The organism is Devosia sp. Z11_6, assembly GCF_058133665.1.
Genome location: NZ_JBYUNQ010000004.1, coordinates 258034 through 279292 on the forward strand (window position 1 = coordinate 258034; position 21259 = coordinate 279292).

20 protein-coding genes are annotated in these 21259 nt (G+C 62.4%); 7 read left to right on the forward strand and 13 right to left on the reverse strand.

Going from position 1 to position 21259, the window contains the following annotated elements; translation table 11 throughout:
- Positions 1 to 7: 7 nt before the first annotated feature.
- Complete coding sequence (locus AC3YMN_RS13445) at positions 8 to 1024, forward strand: ABC transporter permease (protein ID WP_489890391.1); 1017 nt, start codon at positions 8 to 10, stop codon at positions 1022 to 1024.
- 16 nt (positions 1025 to 1040) lie between these two features.
- On the opposite strand, the gene AC3YMN_RS13450 is transcribed toward AC3YMN_RS13445, so the two are convergent.
- Positions 1041 to 2381, reverse strand: a complete 1341-nt coding sequence (locus AC3YMN_RS13450) for an FAD/NAD(P)-binding protein (RefSeq protein WP_489890392.1) — start codon at positions 2379 to 2381, stop codon at positions 1041 to 1043.
- A gap of 340 nt (positions 2382 to 2721) precedes the next feature.
- Between AC3YMN_RS13450 and AC3YMN_RS13455 the strand changes: the two genes are divergently transcribed.
- On the forward strand, positions 2722 to 4992 hold the full coding sequence (locus tag AC3YMN_RS13455; protein ID WP_489890393.1) for an NADP-dependent malic enzyme: 2271 nt from the start codon (positions 2722 to 2724) through the stop codon (positions 4990 to 4992).
- 52 nt (positions 4993 to 5044) lie between these two features.
- On the opposite strand, the gene AC3YMN_RS13460 is transcribed toward AC3YMN_RS13455, so the two are convergent.
- Positions 5045 to 5803: a glycosyltransferase family A protein gene (locus tag AC3YMN_RS13460; RefSeq protein WP_489890394.1), complete on the reverse strand. Its 759-nt coding sequence runs from the start codon at positions 5801 to 5803 to the stop codon at positions 5045 to 5047.
- Positions 5804 to 6100: 297 nt separating this feature from the next.
- On the opposite strand from AC3YMN_RS13460, the gene AC3YMN_RS13465 reads away from it, so the two are divergent.
- Both AC3YMN_RS13465 and AC3YMN_RS13470 read left to right on the forward strand, forming a co-directional pair.
- Positions 6101 to 8620 (forward strand): oligosaccharide flippase family protein, encoded by a 2520-nt coding sequence (locus AC3YMN_RS13465; protein WP_489890395.1) that lies wholly within the window; start codon positions 6101 to 6103, stop codon positions 8618 to 8620.
- Positions 8621 to 8665: 45 nt separating this feature from the next.
- On the forward strand, positions 8666 to 9724 hold the full coding sequence (locus tag AC3YMN_RS13470) for a glycosyltransferase (RefSeq protein ID WP_489890396.1): 1059 nt from the start codon (positions 8666 to 8668) through the stop codon (positions 9722 to 9724).
- A gap of 21 nt (positions 9725 to 9745) precedes the next feature.
- Here AC3YMN_RS13470 and fdhD read toward each other — a convergent pair whose 3' ends face one another.
- Complete coding sequence (gene fdhD / locus AC3YMN_RS13475; RefSeq protein ID WP_489890397.1) at positions 9746 to 10537, reverse strand: formate dehydrogenase accessory sulfurtransferase FdhD; 792 nt, start codon at positions 10535 to 10537, stop codon at positions 9746 to 9748.
- Positions 10534 to 12825 (reverse strand): FdhF/YdeP family oxidoreductase, encoded by a 2292-nt coding sequence (locus AC3YMN_RS13480; RefSeq protein ID WP_489890398.1) that lies wholly within the window; start codon positions 12823 to 12825, stop codon positions 10534 to 10536. Before AC3YMN_RS13480 ends, fdhD begins: the two co-directional genes overlap by 4 nt.
- A 227-nt stretch (positions 12826 to 13052) precedes the next feature.
- Here AC3YMN_RS13480 and AC3YMN_RS13485 point away from each other — a divergent pair, with 227 nt between their 5' ends.
- Positions 13053 to 14138, forward strand: coding sequence for an NAD(P)-binding domain-containing protein (locus AC3YMN_RS13485; RefSeq protein WP_489890399.1), 1086 nt, complete (start codon positions 13053 to 13055; stop codon positions 14136 to 14138).
- On the opposite strand, the gene AC3YMN_RS13490 is transcribed toward AC3YMN_RS13485, so the two are convergent.
- The 5 genes from AC3YMN_RS13490 to AC3YMN_RS13510 form a co-directional block, all read right to left on the reverse strand.
- Entirely contained in the window at positions 14135 to 14386 is a 252-nt protein-coding gene (locus AC3YMN_RS13490; RefSeq protein WP_489890400.1) for a helix-turn-helix domain-containing protein, read from the reverse strand. The genes AC3YMN_RS13485 and AC3YMN_RS13490 overlap by 4 nt on opposite strands.
- A gap of 59 nt (positions 14387 to 14445) precedes the next feature.
- Positions 14446 to 16263, reverse strand: coding sequence for a YbhB/YbcL family Raf kinase inhibitor-like protein (locus AC3YMN_RS13495; protein WP_489890401.1), 1818 nt, complete (start codon positions 16261 to 16263; stop codon positions 14446 to 14448).
- 133 nt (positions 16264 to 16396) lie between these two features.
- Positions 16397 to 17575 (reverse strand): zinc-dependent alcohol dehydrogenase, encoded by a 1179-nt coding sequence (locus AC3YMN_RS13500; RefSeq protein WP_489890402.1) that lies wholly within the window; start codon positions 17573 to 17575, stop codon positions 16397 to 16399.
- 102 nt (positions 17576 to 17677) lie between these two features.
- Positions 17678 to 18655: a TIGR03885 family FMN-dependent LLM class oxidoreductase gene (locus AC3YMN_RS13505; protein ID WP_489890403.1), complete on the reverse strand. Its 978-nt coding sequence runs from the start codon at positions 18653 to 18655 to the stop codon at positions 17678 to 17680.
- A gap of 3 nt (positions 18656 to 18658) precedes the next feature.
- Positions 18659 to 19249 carry a cysteine hydrolase family protein gene (locus AC3YMN_RS13510; protein WP_489890404.1) on the reverse strand — a complete coding sequence of 197 codons (591 nt, stop codon included), beginning with the start codon at positions 19247 to 19249 and terminating at the stop codon, positions 18659 to 18661.
- Positions 19250 to 19356: 107 nt separating this feature from the next.
- On the opposite strand from AC3YMN_RS13510, the gene AC3YMN_RS13515 reads away from it, so the two are divergent.
- A complete protein-coding gene (locus AC3YMN_RS13515; RefSeq protein WP_489890405.1) occupies positions 19357 to 19638 on the forward strand; it encodes a hypothetical protein in 282 nt (93 codons plus the stop codon).
- Positions 19639 to 19641: 3 nt separating this feature from the next.
- Here the strand turns inward: AC3YMN_RS13515 and AC3YMN_RS13520 are convergent, their stop codons facing one another.
- The 4 genes from AC3YMN_RS13520 to AC3YMN_RS13535 all read right to left on the reverse strand — a co-directional run bounded on the left by AC3YMN_RS13520 (position 19642) and on the right by AC3YMN_RS13535 (position 20943).
- On the reverse strand, positions 19642 to 20022 hold the full coding sequence (locus AC3YMN_RS13520) for a hypothetical protein (RefSeq protein ID WP_489890406.1): 381 nt from the start codon (positions 20020 to 20022) through the stop codon (positions 19642 to 19644).
- Between the two features lie 10 nt (positions 20023 to 20032).
- On the reverse strand, positions 20033 to 20329 hold the full coding sequence (locus AC3YMN_RS13525; RefSeq protein ID WP_489890407.1) for a hypothetical protein: 297 nt from the start codon (positions 20327 to 20329) through the stop codon (positions 20033 to 20035).
- Positions 20330 to 20395: 66 nt separating this feature from the next.
- The gene (locus AC3YMN_RS13530) at positions 20396 to 20641 is read right to left on the reverse strand and encodes a DUF378 domain-containing protein (RefSeq protein ID WP_127752492.1); all 246 of its coding nucleotides are present in this window, start codon (positions 20639 to 20641) and stop codon (positions 20396 to 20398) included.
- A gap of 110 nt (positions 20642 to 20751) precedes the next feature.
- Positions 20752 to 20943, reverse strand: coding sequence for a hypothetical protein (locus AC3YMN_RS13535; protein ID WP_127752493.1), 192 nt, complete (start codon positions 20941 to 20943; stop codon positions 20752 to 20754).
- Positions 20944 to 21057: 114 nt separating this feature from the next.
- Here AC3YMN_RS13535 and AC3YMN_RS13540 point away from each other — a divergent pair, with 114 nt between their 5' ends.
- On the forward strand, positions 21058 to 21252 hold the full coding sequence (locus AC3YMN_RS13540; protein WP_489890408.1) for a hypothetical protein: 195 nt from the start codon (positions 21058 to 21060) through the stop codon (positions 21250 to 21252).
- Positions 21253 to 21259 lie beyond the last annotated feature (7 nt).

Below are 21259 nucleotides of genomic sequence, written 5' to 3' on the forward strand. Positions count from 1 at the left end.
AACAGAGATGGCCGCCGATTCATCCCTTTCGAGCGCGATCGACCAGCAAACCCATCGCGGTTTCCTCCCCTGGCTGCTCAGCCGGCAAGTGTTCTGGGTGGTGGTCGCTACCCTCGGGGCCTGCCTCTTCCTGTCGCTCTACACCTCGACCTTTGGCACGGCGCAGAACCTCTTCAACGTCACCCGCAACTTCGCCTTTGTCGGCATCATCGCGCTGGGCATGACCGCGGTGATCATGACGGGAGGGATCGATCTTTCGGTGGGCTCGACCGTGCTGGTCGCCGCCATTGTCACCAGCACGCTGATGGCCAGCGGGCTGCCATTGGGTATCGCCATGCCGGCAGCTTTGGGGGCAGCGCTGCTGATCGGCCTCGTCAACGGGGTCTTTGTCGCGGTTCTGGGCATGCCGCCTTTCGTGGTGACGCTGGGCATGATGTCGATCGCCCGCTCGCTGGGCATGGTGCTGTCCAACAACAAGCTGATCTACGAATTCGGGCCCGACCAGGGGCTGCTGTTTGCCATTGGCGGGGGCTCGGTGGTGTTCTTTGGGCTCCCCGTACCCAATCCGCTGCTGGTGATGATTGCCCTGGCGCTGGTCACGGGCTTTGCTTTCCGCTGGACCAAATGGGGCCGCCATGTACTGGCCATCGGCGGCAATGAACATGCCGCCGTCCTCACCGGCATTCCGGTCAAGGCCGTCAAGGTTTCGGTCTATATGTTCGCCGCCTTCACCGCCGGCCTCACAGGCTTTCTCGAAGTGGGCTGGCTCGGAGGCGTCAGCACCGGGCTGGGCACCGGCATGGAACTGACGGTGATCGCGGCGGCCGTGATCGGGGGCGCCAATCTCTCCGGCGGCAGCGGCTCGGCGCTCGGGGCGGTGATGGGCGCGGCGCTGATCGAGGTGATCCGCAACAGCCTGATCCTCCTGGGGATCAGCACGTTCTGGCAGGGCACCTTTGTGGGCTCGGCCATCGTGCTCGCGGTCGCCTTCAACAAGCTGCGCGACAAGGACACCAGCGAGTAGCGGGGCAGGGAAGCCCCTAACTCTCGAGGATCTTGCGCGCGATCGCGGCGGCTTGCACCCGGATATCGGGCACGGCCTCGATCTCGAAGAACCGCCCGCGCGTCAGCGGACCGAGCGCCAGCAGGTGCCGCGAGGGCTGCCCTTCGGCATTGACCACAAAGCAGTCGGGGCTGACATCGAGCCCGATATGGAGCGGGTCGGGGCGGGCGGCGCCGCTGGCCACGAGGTCGCGGATCACCGGATTGGAGCTCGAAAGCACATCGACGCTCACCCCGCCGCAATCATAGACCCGGGCGATATCGAGCGTTTCGCGCTCCTGCGTGCCCCGGCGGCGGATGGTGGCACGGACCCCTTCTGGAGCGCGGTCGATGCCGACAAACTCGGCCGCGACGAGGCTCACCTGACCCTCGGTGACCGCTTCCTCGAGACGCTGATGCAGCTCGGGTGGCAGCCGGTGGCGGTGAATGTTCCACCACGGCCGCAAATGGCGCAGCGCCTGGCGACGCGTGTGATCGGACCAGCTCTGCCAGATGCGCTGGTTATAAGGGCGAAGGCCATCAACGACGCTGCGCCAGTCGCCACCATTCGCCTCGGTCTGCGCCACAAGGCCCCGGAACCAGCCCATGAATTCGGGCAGGGACGCGCCAAAGGGCACATCGGCCTCCGCGATGCTGAGCGGGGGAACATCGCGGTGCCCCTTGGGCAGCAGCCCATTGCGCGACACGACGAGCGTTGGGCCGCGATGCTCGGCTTTCGCTAGGGACAGCCAGGCATCTACCATGGAAAGACCCGAGCCCAGGATCATCACCGGCGCATCTGGATCAAGCGGCGTATCGGCCTCCGAGCCGACGCGCACGGCAATGCCGCGTCCGCGGGCCGGCTGGGTTTCGTGCCCCACCGCCAGCACGGCAAACCGGCTGGTGATGCTCGACCCGTTGGCGAGCAGCGTTTCCACCTCGCCCCGGCCTTCGGTGAGGCGCACAACTTCTTCGTTAAGCACGACGAGCCGCCCCGGTCGCGCCTGGGCTGCTTCGGCAAGCACATCCTCGAGATAAGCCCCATACAGCCGGCGCGGCACGAAGACCCAGGAGCCGGTGGGCGCCGGATAGTCCCGGGCCTGCAGCCAGCGCCAGAAATGATCGGGATCATCGGCAAAGGCGCTCATGCCACGGGCGGGCACATTGACCTTGTGGTCGCGCTGAGTCGCGGAATAAGCGACGCCTTGCCCAACCTGTCCCCGGCGCTCCAAAAGGGTCACGCGGATATCGGCGGCCGGATCGCGCAGCAAATGGGCGGCCAGCAACACGCCGCTGGCACCCCCGCCGATGATAGTCACTGCCAGCTCTCTGTTGCTCATCGAGAGCCTCCCTAACTATGCCCGGCTATGGACCCGTAGCCTCTAGCGATCCAAGCGCGCACAGACAAGCCACGCAGGGATGCTGCCGAGGGGAACGTCCATTGAAGCATCGACGTTGCCCCCTCACTCCTCCTGAGGAGCCTTCTGACCTTAACCTCAAGAGCTCTAAACCTCAGGGCCATACGACCAAAGCATAGCTTTTCACGCCGCGCGGCAACTGGTCTCAGGAAGCTGCGCTTGCGCAGCGGCAACACCAGAGGTGTTTTGCCATGCCCTGGCTGCGCGTGCATGTTAACGGCGGAACGGCTCGCCCGAACTGCTGCCGAAAAGGAAACCACCCATGGCCGACGACAACACCACGAGCCTGCGCGACGCCGCGCTGCATTTCCACGAATATCCCAAGCCCGGCAAGCTCGAGATCGTGGCGACCAAGCCCCTCGCCAACACCCGTGATCTGTCGCTGGCCTATTCGCCCGGCGTGGCGATTCCCTGCGAGGAAATCGCCGCCGATCCCCAGGCCGCCTACAAATACACCTCCAAGGGCAATCTGGTTGCCGTGATTTCCAACGGCACCGCCGTGCTGGGCCTGGGCAATATTGGCGCGCTGGCCTCCAAGCCGGTGATGGAAGGCAAGGCGGTGCTGTTCAAGAAGTTCGCCGGCATCGATTCCATCGATCTGGAGGTCAACGAGCAGGACCCCAAGCGTTTCATCGAGATCGTGGCCCCGCTCGAACCCAGCTTTGGCGGCATCAATCTAGAGGACATCAAGGCCCCCGAGTGCTTCGAGATCGAGGAAGCGCTGCGCGAGCGCATGAACATCCCGGTGTTTCATGACGACCAGCACGGCACCGCCATCATCGTAGCCGCTGCCGTGATCAACGCCATGCGCCTTGTGGGCAAGGACATCGCCAAGGCCAAGATCGTTACCTCTGGCGCGGGCGCGGCGGCCATTGCCTGCATGAACATGCTGATCGCCGTCGGCGCCAGGCGCGAAAACATCTGGATCGCCGATAGCAAGGGCCTCGTCACCCGCAAGCGCGACAACTCCGTCGATCGCTGGCGCGGTGCCTTCGCGCAGGACACCGACAAGACCGAGCTCAGCGAAGTCATGGCCGGGGCCGATATCTATGTCGGGCTGTCCAAGGCCGGCGCGCTCAAGCCCGAAATGATGCGCGACATGGCGCCCAATCCGCTGATCCTGGCGCTGTCCAACCCCATCCCCGAGATCATGCCCGAACTCGCCCGCGAAGCGCGGCCGGACGCGATGATCTGCACGGGGCGCTCGGACTATCCCAACCAGGTCAACAATGTCCTCTGCTTCCCGTTCCTGTTCCGCGGGGCGCTCGATTGCGGCGCGACCGTCATCAACGAGGCGATGAAAGCCGCCGCGGCCGAAGCGATCGCCCAGCTCGCCCATGAGCCGGGCCTCGAAGCCAGCAGCCATGGCGTGCCTGCCATTTTTGGGCCGGACTATCTCATCCCCAATCCATTTGATCAGCGCCTGATCCTGCGCATCGCCCCCGCCGTAGCAAAGGCGGCCATGGACACGGGTGTCGCCCAGCGCCCGATCGAGGACTGGGCTGCCTATCGCGACACGCTGCACCGCTTTGTGTATCGCTCGGGCCTCGTCATGAAGCCCATGATCGAGCGGGCTCAGGAAAGCCTCAAGCGCATCGCCTTTGCCGATGGCGAGGACGAGCGCGTGCTGCGCGCCACCCAGGTGCTGCTGGAAGACAAGATGGGCCGCGCGATCCTGATCGGCCGCCCTTCGGTGATCGAGCAGCGCATCGCCCGCTTCGGCCTGACGCTGCAGGCCGGGCGCGATTTTGACGTCATCAACCCCGAGGACGATCCGCGCTATCGCGACTATGTGGACCTGTTCCACTCGCTGGTGGGCCGCAAGGGCGTTACCCCCGACACGGCCCGCACCATTGTGCGCACCAACACCACCGTCATTGGCGCCTTGGCCGTCAAGCGCGGCGAAGCCGATGCGCTGATCTGCGGATTGCAGGGGCGCTTCATCAAGCATGCGCGTGATATCCAGTCGATCATTGGCCTCGCGCCGCAGTCGCGCCAGCTTTCGGCGCTTTCCATGCTGGTAATGAGCCGCGGCGTGTTTTTCCTCGCCGACACCTATGTCAACATCGATCCCAGCGCCGACGAGATCGTGGCCATCACGCTGCAGGCGCGCGACCACCTCAAGCGCTTCAATATCGAGGCGCGGGCGGCGCTGCTGAGCTATTCCAATTTTGGCTCGCGCGAGGGCGCCACGAGCCTCAAGATGCGCGAAGTGTTCGAAAAGCTGCAACAGGTCGCGCCTGACCTCGTGGTCGACGGCGAAATGCAGGGGGATCTGGCGATCAACGAAAACCTGCGCGAGCGCTATGTCCCCAACTCGCTCCTGCGCGGCGAAGCCAATCTGCTGATCTTCCCCAATCTGGAAGCAGCCAACCTTTCCATGACGCTGCTCAAGGAGCTCAACAACGCCCTCCCGATCGGTCCCATCCTCATGGGCACCAACCAACCCGCCCACATCCTCGCCCCCTCCGTCACCAGCCGCGGCATCGTCAACATGGCCGCAGTCGCGGCCAGCGAAGTGGGGGTGGGGTAAGAAGTTGAAACTCAGCAGGTCGGAATGCCCGACCTGCGATCTCGTCCTATGGCTAGGGTATCAAGCCATAGGACGCTTCCATCGCCCTGATCTGCTCATCATTGCCGCCGCCCCCGACATTCTGGTGCCACAAGGCGTCAAGGTCGGTTTCGGGCCATTCAACAATGTCGAACCAGTCACGGGCGCGACATTGTTCGGTTCCGGCAAGCCGGCTCATCCAGAAGAACCAGATATCATCGCCGCGCGGACATAGCCGCTTGAAGGCACTCTCACTAGTGACTTCGTCTGAGAAGGCTCTGGGCGGGTAAAGCACACCACCAACCCCGGTGGGAAACAGCCGGTGCTTGGCTCCTTCTGCCTGCCGCAGCCTTGTTGCATGATCCCACGTCCGATAAGGTTCGAGGCAACCAAGGGCGTCTAGCCGGGCGAGATGAACCCGCGCCCCAACAACGGCACTGGGCTTTTCCCGCGCCACGGCAACCAAGCTTTCCAGCCAACGTGGCGGGTAATAAACATCGTCATCTGCAGTTACGAAATAGTTTCCCGGCCACACATCAAGTGCCGGTATCAGCTTCTTATAGGATCCAAGGTCGGCGCATTCGCGGATCTCTAGGCCAAAGGATTGTAGAGCGCTGGTGTCGGAAGGGAGCTGGCCACGATCCCGCTCGCTCACCCATAAGACGACGCGATCCGGGAGAACAGTCTGGTCGAGCAGGCTACGTATGGTCTTGCCGAGATGGGGAAAGCGGCGAGGATATGATGTGAGCGTAATGGTGAGTGGAGCTCCCAGTCCGTGGGGAGCTTTAGCCACCACCCTTGGAAAATGTCTCGTCCGATGTAAGGCCCTTTGCAGCCTGAACTGGTCGCTGATTTTGTCAGCAAGCCTTCTTGCCCGATAGCTACCGTACAAGCGCCTTCTCCATTCCCCGGGTGTGAAATCAGCCGTCCCATGGGAACAAGTTCTACTCCAGCCGTGGCGTCCTGGAAGGCTGGTAGGGGTTTGTACGTTCTATGCAGTCTGGTGTTCCGCATGGGCTTAGTGGCTTCGGCCAGTTGCCACATCACCTTGCTTATTGGGTGGACCTAACATTCAGACGGAACAACCTGATTGAGCGAACACCAATCACCTGCAGCTATTGCTCGCTGCCCGACTGAGCTCAAGCCGGCCGAGATGCTCCCGCGGGTGAGTGTTGTGATTGCAGCATACAATTGTGCGGGCTTCATTGACCGTGCGATTGCCTCTGCCTTGGCGCAGACGGGCGTGCAGGTGGAACTGATCATCGTTGATGATGCCTCCACCGATGACACCGTCGCGGTCTTGCAGGGGGTTGCTGCTACCGATGCTCGAGTTCGCGTTCTGCTTTCTGATCACAATGCAGGGCCATCGACGGCGCGAAACCGGGGGTTTGAAGCCGCTGTTGGAGACTGGATCGCTGTGTTGGACGCGGACGATGCCTTTCTGCCGGGGCGTCTAGAAGCGCTGGTTCGAACGGCTGTTGCGCTCCACCTCGACATCGTAACCGACAATTTTGCGTTCTATAGCGCATCTGACGGGACCGTGAGCGAACCGGCATTCAGGGTCGAGCCAGCAAACCAACTGCTTGATCGTTATGCCTTTTTGACCGGAGCTCGCCCCTACAATGTCGAGCCCGATTTCGGATTGCTAAAGCCCATTTTCAATCGGGATTTCTGGCAGAAACACGAGCTGCAATATCCCACCGATACCAGACATGGCGAAGATTTCGAGTTGATCTTCACGGCCCTTCTGGCCGGGGCGCGCTACGGTCTGTGCCGTAGCCAATGTGGTTACCTCTACACCACCCGTGATTCCGGTCAGAGCCGCACGGTGATCAATGACCGCGGACTGATCCGGCAATCTCAAAACCTGCTTGGCGGGGCTGAAGCGAAACACGACCCTCGTCTACGCAACCTGCTGGCACGACGCATTGGGGCTCTGAGGAGCCTGGAGCTTGATCGGTACTGGGCCTCACAAGCTCCCGGCAGACGGTTGCAGGCTGCCCGTCGCGCAATGTGTTCCCCCGCTGGTCTGGCCTGGTTAGCGAGCAAGATCGCTCGGAAGTTTTTGCCTCCCGGTCGTCCGTCAGGCCCGGCAGAAGAGGATGTTCAAACGCCTGGGGAGGCATCACTGAAGAAGGCTTCAGGATACGGCCTGGCGATCAGTTTTGCAGCGCAGCTGCTCCGGTTTGTTCTGCAGTTCATCACTTCGATCATAATGGCGCGGCTGCTTCTGCCGGAACATTTTGGGCTGCTGGCGATGGCAGCGCCTATCTTGGGGTTTGTTCAGCTCTTTGCTGATCTGGGACTGACACAAGCCACAGTACAGCGACCCAAAATTAACCAGACCGAATTGAGTTTCATGTTCTGGATCAGCGCCGCGGTCAGCATCGGCATGGGGCTGATCGTCATCCTCGCCGCTCCGCTCGGCGCCGCATTTTACGGCGAGCCGAGCGTCGCGCTGATCATCATGGCTCTGGGCGCAATCATGATGGTTGGCGGACTAGGCATACAGCATGGGGCGCTGCTGAACCGAAACCTGAGGTTCGGTTCGCTTGCAGCAATCGACATTATCTCGTTCGTTGTGGGCGCGCTGGCCGGCATTGTGGCAGCGATTCAAGGCGCCCAATACTGGGCCATTGTGATCAGCCAGGCGCTCACCACGCTGACTGCCGTCTCGCTGAGCTGGGTTCTGGCTGGTTGGCGACCGTCCGGCTTCGCGATGGTTCCGACCGCCCGCTCGCTCCTGGGATTTGGAGGGAACGTTACTGCTTTCAACGTCTGCAATTACTTTGCGCGCAATCTGGACAACGTTTTGATCGGCCGCTTTCTGGGGGATGTGCAGCTTGGGTATTACGACAGGGCATACAAGTTGCTGTTGCTGCCATTGGCCCAAATCAACGGCCCCATCGGCAAGGTTGCCACGCCCATTCTGGCTAGGAGCTTAGGGGACACTCTGAAGTACCGGAGGATATATCAGCGGTTGTTGTCGCTGATCATTATCCTGACCTATCCCGGGGTGATCGTTGCCTGCGTCGCTGGACCGCTGCTGGTGGAGACAGTTCTTGGCAGCCAGTGGGCTGCCGCAGGTCCTGTGTTCCAGGTCTTGGCCGTAGGAGCCCTTTTCGCACCCATAAGCAACAGCACTGGCTGGACTTTCACGACCCAAGACCGCACGGACGAAATGAGGAACTACGGCCTGCTGAGCTCCATCGCCTTTAGCGTCTCCTTTGTTGTCGGCCTGCAATGGGGAGTAATGGGGGTCGCAGCCTGCTACATCATTACGGGCTGCGTGCAGGGACCCTTGTTGTGGTGGGCATCCACACGCAAGGGACCAATCACAACGAAGATGCTATTTGCAATCATCGGACCCTATGTTGTGGCGCTGCTGCCGACCGCATTGGCGGTCACTGTCGTACTCGGTACGCTTCAGTCTGGCCCGGTAGCCCTCATCAGCATGCTTGTGTCGGCCTATGTCGTGTTTTTGGCAACGGCAGTGCTGTTCCCATCAGCCAGGGCGATGCTACAGGATCTCACCAGACAGGCGCTAAGCTTGTTGGCTGGCAGCAGGCTCAACAGGATCAAAGGTAAGGTTCCTCATGCCTCTGCTTGAACGGGCGATGATAAGTCACCTCCTTGTGCAAGAACGGGCTAATGCATGAGAATTTTGTTCGGGAGCGCGCATCCGTACATTCCTCAGATGTTGGGCGGTGCTCAATCGAGCACTCATGATCTCGCCCTCGGATTCGCAAGGCACGGCCACGACGTAGCTGTGTTGGGCGGATTGCAAGGTGACGGTTGGCTGGGTATCCGAAGCAGGATTTCGCTAAAGCTTGGCAGACGATCGTTCGTTCAAGACTCGTTGCTTGGGTACCCCGTGTTTCGAGCCTGGTTCGCGTGGCAAGCAGCAGGGGAGGTCGCCACTTATTTCAAGCCGGACGTTGCGATACTGCAGTCACAATACCCTGTCAAACTGGCAGTAGCACTGGAAGGTACACCCGTCAGGCGCTTTATTTATCTGCGAAATGCCGAAGCAGATGCTTGGGGCGGAGATCCCAGTGCTCTGAAGAACGTCGAATTCATAGCGAACTCTCAGTTTACGGCGTTGTGGTTTGAGAGCCGATGCGGAATTGCTGCTCCAGTTGTTTATCCCATTGTGGCGCGTGAAGAATATGCAACCAAGGTTGCAGGTTTGAACGTAACCTTCATCAACCCGCATCCTCAAAAAGGCGTAGACTTAGCGATCGAGGTCGCCCGCTTATGTCCAGAAATCCAGTTTCGTTTCGTTAGGTCTTGGGGTCTGTCCCAGTCAGATCAGGCGAGCCTTGATCGCCAGCTGGCAACAATAAACAACGTCAGTCTAATGCCGCCGACCAGAGACATGAAGTCCGTGTATGCCAATGCAAGGATCGTACTCGCTCCAAGTCGCTGGGAAGAAGCTTTCGGCAGGGTCGCTGCGGAGGCGCACATAAACGGAATTCCTGTCGTGGGAAGCCGACGCGGGGGCCTCCCGGAGGCAATCGGGCCAGGCGGGATGATAATCGAGCCTGACGCGCCGGCATCAGTGTGGGCTGAGGCCGTACGGCGACTATGGCACGACGAGGCATTCTGGACAGAGAAGTCCGAAGCAGCAAAAGCGTATTCTCTGCGACCGGAAATGAATCCTGACAAGCAGATCCAGCGTCTCCTTCAGATACTTGGGGGCAGCCCAAGGTAGGGGAAGTCGCTGCCCCTCCAGCTATCCCACCCGCCAGCCATGCGTGAACACCTCGAAGCCATCGTCTCGCGCCACGCCGAGGAGGGTGATGTTGGCGGCTTGGGCGGTTTGGATGGCGAGGGTGGTGGGGGCGGAAATGGCGAGGAGGATGCCGGTGCCGAGCACGGCGGCTTTTTGCACGAGTTCCACCGAGATGCGGCTGGTGAGGAGGAGGGCAGCCTCGGCAGTGGGCAGGTTCTGGCAGCGGGCAGCGCCGGCGAGTTTGTCGAGCGCATTGTGGCGGCCGACGTCTTCGCGCAGCGCCAGGAGCCCCGCAGAGGGCTGCCAGAGCGCCGCGGCGTGCACGGCGTGGGTTAGGGCGTTAAGTGACTGGGCGGGCCGGAGCGCTGCTACCGCCGCCATGATCTGGTCGGGTGACAGGGTGAGTTCGCTCGTCACCCGCGGCGTGGTGCGCAGCGCCTGTTCGAGGCTCTCGATGCCGCATAACCCGCACCCAGTGGGGCCGGCCATGGCGCGGCGGCGGGCGGCGAGGGCGCGCGCCCGTTCTTCGGCGACCCAGAGGCGTGCTTCCATGCCGGCGGGGTGCTCGACGATTTCGAAGCGCTCGATTTCGCCGAGCTCGGCAATCATCCCCTCGGTCAGCGCGAAGCCGATCGCGAAGTCTTCAAGATCGGCCGGCGTCGCCATCATCACGGCATAGGTCGAGCCATTGACCACCACGGCCACGGCCGCTTCAGTGGCAATGTCGCGCCCGGCCGGGTCAAACTGCCCGGCCCAGCGCTGATGCTGCACGGACTGATGGGTCGGGATCACGCCGGCACGATCCGCACCGGCACCGACTTGGCGGCCGGCACATGGCTTTTCTCGGCGTGCTGGTAGACCGGGATCAGCACATTGCATTCGGGATAATAGCCGCCGCAGCTGCCTTTGGGCATGTCGTATTTAATGGCGCGCAGCCCGCCGAGACGACGCGGCACGCCATCATCGGCCACCGTTTCGAGGGCGACAGTGCTGCCATCGGCAATGCCGAAGCGCGCCATGTCCTCGCCATTGAGGAACAGCACGTCGCGGGTGCCTTCCACGCCGCGGAAGCGGTCGTGATAGCCATAAACGGTGGTGTTGAACTGGTCATTGCTGCGCAAGGTGATGAGGCGCAGCACATCGGGATCCTTGCCATCATCAAAGCTGCCGCCCAGAGCCGAGGGCACCTTGAAATTGGCTTTGCCCGTATTGGTCTTCCATTGGCGGTGGCTGGCGGCGATCGGGCGGCGGAAGCCTTCGGGCTTTTTGATGCGCTGGTTGAAGTCCTTGAACATTTCGGGCCAGGTGCGCTCGATGGCGTCGCGCACGAGGCTATAATCGCCCACCCACTGGTCCCAGGGGATATTGGGATTGGGGGGCAGGGTGGCCTTGGCGATCTCGGCCACGATGCGCGGCTCCGACAGCAGATCGGGGCTGGCCGGCTCGTTGATGGCGCGTGACTGGTGGATCACGGCGGTGGAATCCTCCACCGTCACCACCTGCTTGCCGGTGGCTTGCCGGTCATATTCGATCCGCCCAAGGCAGGGCAGCAGGAACGCCGTCTTGCCGCAGAACAGCTGGCCGCGATTGAGCTTGGTGGCGATCTGCACCGTCAGGCGCATCTTGGGCCAGTGCTCTTCCATCGGCCCATGATCGGGCACGGCGCGCAGGAAATTGCCGCCAAGCCCGATAAAGGCGTCGATCGTGCCATTGATGATGCCCTCGCAGGCTTCCACCGTGGTGGTGCCTTTTTCGCGCGGCGCCTTGAACTGGTAGAGTTCCTCGAGCCGGTCGAGCGGCACGAGTTCGGGCTTTTCAGCGATCCCGACCGTGCGCTGGCCCTGCACATTGGAATGGCCGCGCACCGGGCAGATGCCGGCGCCGGGCCGACCGATATTGCCGCGCAGCAGCGCCAGATTGACCAGCATCTGCACCGCTTCCACCCCCAGCTTATGCTGGGTGATGCCCATGCCATAAACCACCATGGCGGCGGGGGCGGCGGCATAGATTGCGGCGGCGCGCTCGATCTGAGCGCGGGTGAGCCCCGTTTCGCGCTCGAGATCGGCCCAATTCTGCGCTTCGGCAAAGGCGCGGAACTCCTCCATGCCATGGGTGTGTTCGGCAATGAAGGTGTGGTCCAGCACCGGCTGGCGGTTCTCGGCTTGCGCCTTGGCGTCGGCCTCGAACAGCCATTTGCACATGCCGATCACCACCGAAATATCGCCGCCCGGGCGCACCTGGTAGTATTCCCGGCTGATGCGGGTTTCGTGCTGCGTCAGCATCTGCACCGGGTTCTGCGGATTGACGAACCGCTCGAGCCCCCGCTCCTTGAGCGGGTTGAAGCTGACAATTGTCGCGCCGCGGTCGCTGGCTTCCTGCAACTGGTGCAGCATGCGCGGGCTGTTGGAGCCCACATTCTGGCCGAAAAAGAATAGGGCATCGGCGGATTTGAAATCGTCCAGCACCACCGTGCCCACCGGCACCCCGATGCTTTCGGCCAGACCCACCGAAGTGGATTCGTGGCACATATTGGAGCTGTCGGGCAGGTTGTTGTTGCCATAAAGGCGCGCCAGCAGCTGATACATATAGGAGGTTTCAAGCGACGCCCGGCCAGATGCATAGAACACCGTGCGCTTGGGATCGATGTCGCGAATGGCGGCCAGCTCGCGTCCGATGCTGGCAAAGGCTTCGGTCCAGTCCACGGCTTCGTATTTGTCGGTTTGGGCGTTGTAGCGCAGCGGCGTCGTTAGCCGGCCAATGGCCTCGAGGTCGTGGTCGGACCAGGTCTTGAGCTCGCTCACCGTGTGTTCGGCAAAAAAGCTCGGTGTCACCCGCTTGCGCGTCAGCTCCCAGGCGGTCGCCTTGGCGCCATTTTCGCAGAACTCGGCGGGATGGGATGGCACCGGCTTGGCCCAGGCGCAGCTGACACAGGCAAAGCCCTCGGGCTTGTTTTGCTTGCGCAGCGCCAGGGGGCCCGTCGCCAGAATGCCTTCGCTGTCCAGATATCTGCTGACGGACTTGATTGAACCCCAGCCGCCAGCCGGCCCGCTATAGGGCGCGATGGTGATTTTTCTGGCCATGAGACGCTCGCTTTCATCGACAGCTTGGTTAAGTTCAAACACCCCCGACGCTAACCGGTTGCGACGCGAGCGGAAAGACTGCCCGCAACGGAAAATCGGCTTTCTCCCTTGCGTAGATCAAGAATAGAAGCCAACAACTGCAGTCACTTGGCGCAGTTGATTGATTCAACCCTGGAGCTTGGCCACTGTCCGACAAGCAAACACAACTGGGTGACGCCTCCGTCCGAGTGGCTCGGAAGGCCGATATTGTCGTGATTGGCGCCGGGCAGGCGGGTTTGTCTGCCGCCTATCACCTGCGCCAGCGCGGCATTGTCCCGGGCCGCGGCTTTGTCGTGCTCGACAGTGCCGATGCCCCAGGAGGCGCCTGGCAGTTCCGCTGGCCCTCGTTGACCCTCAGCACGGTCAATCGCGTCCATGATCTGCCGGGGCTGGCTTTTGGCGACGCGATCGCGCTGGATGATCCGCAAGTGCAGGCCCGGGTGGCGGTGCCGCAATATTTCGCTGAATATGAACGCAGGTTCGAGCTGCCGGTGCTGCGGCCGGTCAGCGCGCGCTGCGTGGTCAGCCGTGGCGAGCGGCTGCGGATCGAAACGGCCCGGGGCGTGTTCTCGGCCCGGGGCATCATCAACGCCACCGGCACCTGGACGGCGCCCTTCGTGCCGCATTATCCGGGGGCCGAGACGTTCGGCGGCGAGCAATTGCACACCGCCGACTATCAGGGGGCCGAGCACTTCCGCGGCAAGCATGTGGTGGTGGTTGGCGGCGGCATTTCGGCCATCCAGCTGCTCGACGAAATCTCGCAGGTGACCACGACGCTCTGGGTAACCCGGCGTGAGCCGCAGTTCCGCACCGGACCCTTCGACATCGAAGCCGGCCGGACCGCCGTCGCTATGGTGGAGCAACGCGTGCGGGCCGGCCTGCCGCCACTTTCGGTCGTGTCGGTGACGGGCTTGCCCGAAACGCCGGCGATATCAGCGATGCGGGCGCGCGGCGTGTTGCAGCGCCATCCGATGTTCAGCGAGATCACCGAAACCGGCGTGCGCTGGAGCGATGGAAGGGAAGAGCGGGCCGATGTCATCCTCTGGTGCACCGGCTTTCGCTCGTCGCTAGATCATCTTGCCCCGCTCGACTTGCGCGAAGAGGGCGGTGGCATCCGCATGGGCGGGCGGCTGGCCACCCAGGTCTTGCGCGATCCGCGGGTTCATCTGGTCGGCTACGGCCCGTCGGCGTCCACCATCGGCGCCAACCGCGCGGGCGCCGCGGCCGCGGCCGAATTAATCGCGACGCTTGGCCTCGGCAAAGCCGGGAGCTAGCGCCCGCGCAGGCGGCCGATCAAGAGGGTAATCATCTCCATGCCCTCGGGCGTGAAGCTGACCGAATTGTCTTCGCGCGTGGCGAGGCCAAGCTCTTCGAGTTCGGCAACGGCCTTGGGATCGGCGTGGTGGCCCTTGCCGTCATTGGCGATCACTTTGGTGACGGGATCGCCGCTTTCGAGCTGGTGATAAATGGCAAAGGCGAATACTGCGAGGGCCGCATCGCTCAGGGTGTCGGGCGTGGTCATGGCTTGATCCTTGCTGGCGTGGAACGCGCCCGGGCGCGCTCCCGCGTGATCCGAGCTAGCTAGTTCTTGGGTTTTTCTTCGGAGGGGCGCTGGTAGGTGCCCACCACTTCGCCCTTGGCCAGCACATGGCCTTCCATTGCCGCCAGCACGTCTTCGCGTTTGGCCCCGAGTTCCACCGGCAACTCGGCCAGATCGAGCGCAAAGACCTGGAAGTGGTAGTTGTGGGCGGGATCCTCAAGCGGCGGGCGGGGGCCGTAATAGCCCGTCTGGCCGCGGCTATTGCTGCCTTGCTTGGCCCCTTCGGGGTCCTGCAGCACCGGATCGGTGTTGATGCCCTCGCGCAGTGTCGTGACATCAGCGGGGATGTCGAACAGCACCCAATGCACGAAGGGCTTGGGCTCGTCGGCATCGGGATCATCCATGATCACGGCGAAGGACTTTGTGCCTTCGGGCGCCTCGTCCCAGGAGAGGGCAGGGGAGGCATTATGCCCTTCGGCGGCATGGGCGATGGGGATCGCACCATTATCCGCAAAGCTCGAGCTGCTGACAGCAAGCGTGCCGTCGGCCTCCACGAGATTGATCGCGATATCGGAAGGCGCGGGTGTTTCGACCAGATTGGGCGTGCTGCCCGCGGCAGCCGCATCGCTGCCTGCCCCATCCTCGCCCTCATAGCTGATGCGGTAGAGGATGCCGTTGAAATCGTCGGCCAAGAGCAGCGAGCCATCGATATCCTCGGTCAATCCGGCAAGCCGGGCGAGGAAGTCATAGCTTTGATCATCGTTCTCGATCAGCCAACCAGTGGCAAAGGAGGTCCAGTCCTTGGGCGCGCCGTCCTCGAAATCGACCCGGGTGATTTCATAGCCGCTCGGCGGGCGGCGGTTCCAGGAGCCGCGCATGGCGATAAAGGCATCGCCGCGATATTCCTCGGGAAAGGCCTCGCCCTGGTAAAAGGTCATCTGCATGGGCGCGGCATGGGCGGTATAGCCGAGCAGCGGTTCCTCGCTCGCCTCGGCCCATTCCTCCAGCGTAATGCCCTCGGGCGGATTGTCCTGCGGATTGAAGTTGGAGAAGTCGTAGATATAGGGCCAGCCATATTGCTTGCCTTGTTCGACGAGGTTGAACTCTTCCTTCTGCTCCTCGTCACCCAGCCAGTCGGTGCCGTGATCGGCCCCGTACAGCTTGCCCGTCCCGGGCTCCCAGCCAAAGCCGATCGTATTGCGCAGGCCCGAAGCAAAGATGGTGCGGGTCTTGCCATCAGGGGTCGCGCGCAGAATTGTGGCGCTTTCCGGGTTGGACTCGTCACAAGCATTGCAGGTCGAGCCTACAGTTATATAGAGCATCCCGTCCGGCCCGATCGCCAGCGTGCGGTTCGGGTGCTGCCCGGCATCGGGAAGATCGTCGATGATCCGCGTCAGCTCGCCAAAGCTGCCATCCTCCTGGATCGGAGCGGTAAAAACTTCCGTCGCGGTCGCGAGATAGGCGGTATCGCCATCAATGAAGATGCCATGCATGCCGGGGCGGCCGGCAAGCTTGGCGAAATCCTCGAACTTACCGTCGCCATCCGCATCGATCAGCCGAATGATGTCGCTTTCCTGGCGGCGGGTGGCATAAACATGCCCGTCCTCGTGCACCGCCAGCATGCGGGTATTGCCGAGATCCCGGCCCACCACCTCGACGGTGAAACCCTCGGGCACCGTGATCTTCCCGGCTAGCTCGGCGTCGTCTTCAATCTCGACCGGGCTGGGCTCGAGGATCGACCCCTCGATAGTCACATCGGAATATTGTCCAACAGTGCCCTGCGGCTGGGCGGCGGCCGGAGTGGCCAAGGCCAGCAACACGGTTGCGGAGGTGGCGAGGGCGGAAGAAGCTCGGGTCATCGGGGTTTCGTTCCTGAGGGGTTTGGTTAATCCAACTCCTCAGGCCCGGTTCCCGATCCCCGCCAGCAAGAATTTGCTGGCACCAGAGGCATAAGAGAAGGCAGGCGGGCGCCCGATAGGGCGCCAACCTGGGTTAAGCGCCGGGCTTCATCACCACCTTGATGCAGCCATCTTCTTTGTCCCGGAACTTGCGATAAAGCTCGGGCCCTTCCGATAGATCGGCCTGGTGGGTGATCACGAAGGTCGGATCGATTTTGCCGTCCACCACCAGCTGCAGCAGCGGCGCCAGATAGCGATGGGTGTGGGTCTGCCCAGTCTTAAGGGTGAGACCCTTGTTCATGAAGGCGCCCATCGGCACCTTGTCGAGCATGCCGATATAAACGCCGGGCATCGAGATCGTGCCGCCCTTGCGGCAGCACATGATGGCCTCGCGCAGCACATGCGCCCGGTCGGTGCCGAGACCCACCTTCTGCTTGACGTTGTCGATCACCGAATCCGGTGCGCCGCTCGCATGGGCCTCGGTGCCCACGCAATCGATCACCCGGTCCGGGCCGCGCCCATTGGTCATCTGGAACAGCACGTCATAGGGGCTGGCGTTGTCGAAATTGATGGTTTCGGCCTTGCCATGCACCTCGGCCATCTTGAGCCGCTCGGGGACATTGTCGATGGCGATGACGCGGCCCGCACCCATCAGCCACGCGCTCTGGATGGCGAACTGCCCGACAGGGCCGCAGCCCCAGATGGCGACCGTGTCGCCCGGCTCAATCTCGGCATTTTCCGCGGCCATATAGCCCGTGGGGAAAATGTCGGACAGGAACAGCACCTGCTCGTCGGTGAGTTCCTCAGGCACCTTGATCGGGCCGACATCGGCAAAGGGCACGCGCAGATATTCGGCCTGCCCGCCGGCATAGCCGCCCAGCATGTGCGAATAGCCAAAGAGGCCCGAGGGCGAATAGCCCATCGCGGCGCGAGCGATCGCCGCATTGGGATTGGAGCGATCGCACAGAGAGAACATCTGGTTCTGGCAGAACCAGCACTGCCCGCAGGCAATGTTGAAGGGCACGACGACGCGGTCGCCGACCTTGAGCTTGGTGTTGTCCTTGCCGACCTCCACCACTTCGCCCATGGTTTCGTGGCCGAGCACGTCCCCTGACTCCATCGTGGGCATGAACCCATCATAAAGATGCAAATCCGAGCCGCAGATCGCGCAGGAGGTCACCTTGATGATGGCGTCCTGGCCATGGACGATCTTGGGGTCATCGACGGTATCGTAGCGAACATCGCCTTTGCCGTGCCAGCACAACGCTTTCATTGGGTTCTCCAGGGTTGGTGCGGCCAGCGCCAGTCGCGCCTTCCGCAGGAATAAGCCTCGGAACCGAGCCGATGCTCGTTCCCGCTGGCCTTTGCTGCGTGGTTAACGCGCGCTCGCCGTGATCCGATCCAGTCCCGGCAACACCTTGGTGCCAAATGCCTCGATAAACTCCGCCTGGTTGCGCCCAACTTGGTGCAGATGCACTGCGGTCGCCCCCAATTCGCCGTAAGCCTCGATAGCGGCGCGATGCCGGCCAAGATCGGCCGACACGAACACTGCTTTGGCCATGTCTTCGCGTCGCACAAAGCGCGTGGCCGCATCAAAGTCGCTGGGACGGCGCAGATCCCAGTTGACCTCGCCGCCAATGACATTGGCCGACCATTGATCCAGCGCCTGCTCGAACGCCTCGTCCTCGGTCGCCGCCCAGCACAGCGCGTGCTGGATATGAACGGGCTTGTTCGCACCGCCATTGTCGCGGAAGGCCTCAATGGTCGGACGGATCTCCTCCACATCGCCGCCGGTGATCAACAAGCCATCGGCCCACTCGGCAACAAACGCTGCGGTCTTGGGGGTAATGGCGGCGCCAAACAGCGGCACCGGCTGGGCGGGGCGGGAATAAAGCTTGGCCTCCACCACTGTGACCCTGCCGCGATGGGTGACGGTTTCGCCGGCAAACAGCGCCCGGATGACCGCGGCACACTCGGCCAGCACGGCATTGCGCTCGGCCTTGTCGGGCCAATAGGTGCCGGTGATCGATTCATTGAGCGCTTCCCCGCTGCCGAGAGCCAGCCAGAACCGGTTAGGAAACATTTCCCCCAGCGTTGCCGCGGCCTGCGCGACGATGGCCGGGTGATAGCGATATCCCGGGGCCGAAATGGAGCCGATCGGAAAATCGGTCACTGCCATGGCGGCCCCCAGCCACGACCAGGCAAAGCCCGAGTGACCCTGCCGCTCGCTCCAGGGATGAATATGGTCCGAGGACTTGGCGCAGGAAAATCCCGCTTCTTGCGCCTGTTGCACCAGCTTGAGCAGGCTCGAGGGAGCAAACTGTTCGTGGGAAGCGTGATAGCCGATCTGCATGGATTATCCCTCGCGTCGCCATTGATCGAGCACGTCCTGCGTGGTGCAGGCCGTCAGCTGGATGCCAAAGCGGCTGTCATAGATGGAAAGCATTGCGGCGTGAGTTTCGGCCGCCGAGCTGCACACCGCATCCTTGGGCAACACGACGTGGTATCCCAGATCGATCGCGCCCATGAGGGTGGACAGCACGCACACCTCGGTTTCGCCGCCGGTAATCACCAGCGTGTCGACCCCTTTGGCTTGCAACTGCTGGTGCAGCGCGCCTGACCACCAGGGTGAATAAACCGGTTTGTCGATCACTGCGGCCGGCGGAACAAAGCGCTGCAGCGAGGGGACCAGGTCCACCATCTCAGGCGCCATGTGCTCGCGCAGCATATTGGGCCAGGCCTCGTAATATTCTTGCCAGCTCCCCTGCGCGTCTTCAGCCCGCTCCGGCGGCACAAAGCGGGTGAATACCGTCCGCGCGGCGTGAGGCTCGGTCAGTGCCTCGATCGCGGGCAGCACGCCGGCAAGCGTTTCGACATGCCAGTCGGTCTCCTCCGCGAACATGCGTTGCATGTCCACGCAGAGATGCACACAATTGGTGAAATTCATGGTTGATCCGCACAAGTAAGTGCCGCGTCAACGCCACCCCATGGCGATTGTTCCCGGACGGAACACACCTCCACCCTCGGCATTATCGTTGCAAACGGAGACGGCAAATGGCCAAAGACGCACCCACCACCGACCAGTTGCGCCAGGAAATCGACAGCGGAGCGACCGGCGAGAAAATCGGCTTCCCCGATCCCGCCGCGGCCCCACTCGGGACCGATGCTGAAGCAGGTGGAAGTCCCCCAACCGCCTCGGAGCGCAAGCTGGACGCCGCCAGCCGGCCGAAATACCGCCAGGGACCCAAGATGCCGGGCACTGCACTTTATGCGATCTTTGTAGCGATCGGTGCGGCCGTGGTGGTCGGCGCTACGCTGCTTGGCACCATGCGCTGAGCCTTAGGCGTCGCGTTCGCCTTCAATCCCGCGCGCGAGGTTGTAAACCTCGCGCGAATTAAGGTCCGTGTCGGAAACATCGCCAATCGGTTCCCGGTTTCGGTCGGCCGCGATCTCGCCCCATGCCGGGTTCCAAAGCAGATCGTCCTGCAGCACCACGACGACTGCGGCAAAGCCATGCAACTGCCGGGCTGCCTCGGCAGCAGCAAAGGCGCTCGCGACATCATCATATTGTGCTTCGTCGCCGTCCACATCGCCGCTTGCCGGCCACCAGACCGCAGCAAATGGACGCCCGTCCGGACCCGCTTCGATCCCGACGGTTACGGCATTGCCGGCGTCTTCACCAACAGCGATCCGACGATAAGAGCCTTGTTCGCCCGCCATCTCGCCCACCCTATTGTTGATCGTTGTAGCGCGGCTTGGTCATCCCCACGGTACGAGCCAGCTCGGTGAAGTCAGCCGTCTCGGGAGACTCAAGGGCAGTCTGCAACAAACGGATGGGGAAACACACGGCATCGCGCTCGGCTGGAGACAGGCTGTTCATCCGCTCGGCACCTATGGCCATGGCTTCGGTCTTGCGGAACGCCAGGTCGAGCTGCTCGGTGCTGACAACGCCGGCATCGATCAGGGCGCGGTTCACCGCGGCAAGCGCCAGGTAAAGCCCTTCGAGCTGTAGATTGGCCGTATTCAATTTCCCCTCCATGCTAGACACAAAAAACTGGCGGCAGAGCGTGGCTCCGGCCGCCGGCGCATAAAACTACAGGCGCGTCGTCGTGGTGGTGCCGCGCTCGGCGATCACTTCGTCCGTGGACATGGCCTTGAAGAACGGCACCAGCTGGTAGATGGCCGACAGGCCGACAAGCACGTAAACGATACGGGCGATTGCCCCGTCCTGGCCGCCAAACAGTTGTGCCACCAGATCGACCTGGAAGGCGCCAACCAACAGCCAGTTGATGCCGCCGATGATGATTAACAGTAGAGTAATCAGATTGAGAGCCTTCATAAGTGCCTCCTGGGCAGGTTATGAACAAACAAGCACGCCCGGACCCTTTGGGTTCCGTAAAACCGCGCAGCTCTTTAGTATTACCCTAAATACCGGGCGCGATGGCGTTGTCAGCCCATCGACATGTAAAAGATCGTCCCCGCAACAACGATAAAGACGATTACCGCCACCACGATGCGGACAATGCTGCCGCGTGGGTCCTCGCCCAATACGGCGCGTTCCGCCGGGCCACGTCCGCGGTCGGTCACGGTCGCCGAAGTCTCTGATTGCGGCTGGTCGCTGGGGGTCCCGTCCTGTTCCATTTCAACTCCCATGTTGCTGCTACTGCAACCGCCGTGGGCCTAGGCAGTTCCACTCTTCATTGGGAAACCAGCCCCACCGGGTCCCGATAACGTGCGTTAACTGGGAGAACAGCGATGAGCAGCAGTAAAGTGACTACCGGCGCCAACGACCGTCCCAAGGACGAAACCATTGCCCAGACCGGCGCAGGCCTTCCCGACGATACCTCCTTGCCGGTCGATGTCAGCGACGAGGACGTCGAACGCGCTCGTCAGAAACTGACTGAGGGAACGCCATTTGCCGCGGGCGGTCAAAAAACACCGGGCGCCTAGTCGCCCA

What these genes read in the sequence shown, in the direction of transcription:
- AC3YMN_RS13480 (WP_489890398.1), bottom strand. Translation starts at nt 12,825, where the DNA reads ATGGCCAGAAAAATCACCATCGCGCCCTATAGCGGGCCGGCTGGCGGC.
- AC3YMN_RS13530 (WP_127752492.1), bottom strand. Translation starts at nt 20,641, where the DNA reads ATGAAGGCTCTCAATCTGATTACTCTACTGTTAATCATCATCGGCGGC.
- AC3YMN_RS13535 (WP_127752493.1), bottom strand. Translation starts at nt 20,943, where the DNA reads ATGGAACAGGACGGGACCCCCAGCGACCAGCCGCAATCAGAGACTTCG.
- AC3YMN_RS13540 (WP_489890408.1), top strand. Translation starts at nt 21,058, where the DNA reads ATGAGCAGCAGTAAAGTGACTACCGGCGCCAACGACCGTCCCAAGGAC.
- AC3YMN_RS13470 (WP_489890396.1), top strand. Translation starts at nt 8,666, where the DNA reads ATGAGAATTTTGTTCGGGAGCGCGCATCCGTACATTCCTCAGATGTTG.
- AC3YMN_RS13455 (WP_489890393.1), top strand. Translation starts at nt 2,722, where the DNA reads ATGGCCGACGACAACACCACGAGCCTGCGCGACGCCGCGCTGCATTTC.
- AC3YMN_RS13450 (WP_489890392.1), bottom strand. Translation starts at nt 2,381, where the DNA reads ATGAGCAACAGAGAGCTGGCAGTGACTATCATCGGCGGGGGTGCCAGC.
- AC3YMN_RS13510 (WP_489890404.1), bottom strand. Translation starts at nt 19,249, where the DNA reads ATGAATTTCACCAATTGTGTGCATCTCTGCGTGGACATGCAACGCATG.
- AC3YMN_RS13515 (WP_489890405.1), top strand. Translation starts at nt 19,357, where the DNA reads ATGGCCAAAGACGCACCCACCACCGACCAGTTGCGCCAGGAAATCGAC.
- AC3YMN_RS13500 (WP_489890402.1), bottom strand. Translation starts at nt 17,575, where the DNA reads ATGAAAGCGTTGTGCTGGCACGGCAAAGGCGATGTTCGCTACGATACC.
- AC3YMN_RS13445 (WP_489890391.1), top strand. Translation starts at nt 8, where the DNA reads ATGGCCGCCGATTCATCCCTTTCGAGCGCGATCGACCAGCAAACCCAT.
- AC3YMN_RS13505 (WP_489890403.1), bottom strand. Translation starts at nt 18,655, where the DNA reads ATGCAGATCGGCTATCACGCTTCCCACGAACAGTTTGCTCCCTCGAGC.
- AC3YMN_RS13490 (WP_489890400.1), bottom strand. Translation starts at nt 14,386, where the DNA reads ATGACCACGCCCGACACCCTGAGCGATGCGGCCCTCGCAGTATTCGCC.
- AC3YMN_RS13495 (WP_489890401.1), bottom strand. Translation starts at nt 16,263, where the DNA reads ATGACCCGAGCTTCTTCCGCCCTCGCCACCTCCGCAACCGTGTTGCTG.
- AC3YMN_RS13520 (WP_489890406.1), bottom strand. Translation starts at nt 20,022, where the DNA reads ATGGCGGGCGAACAAGGCTCTTATCGTCGGATCGCTGTTGGTGAAGAC.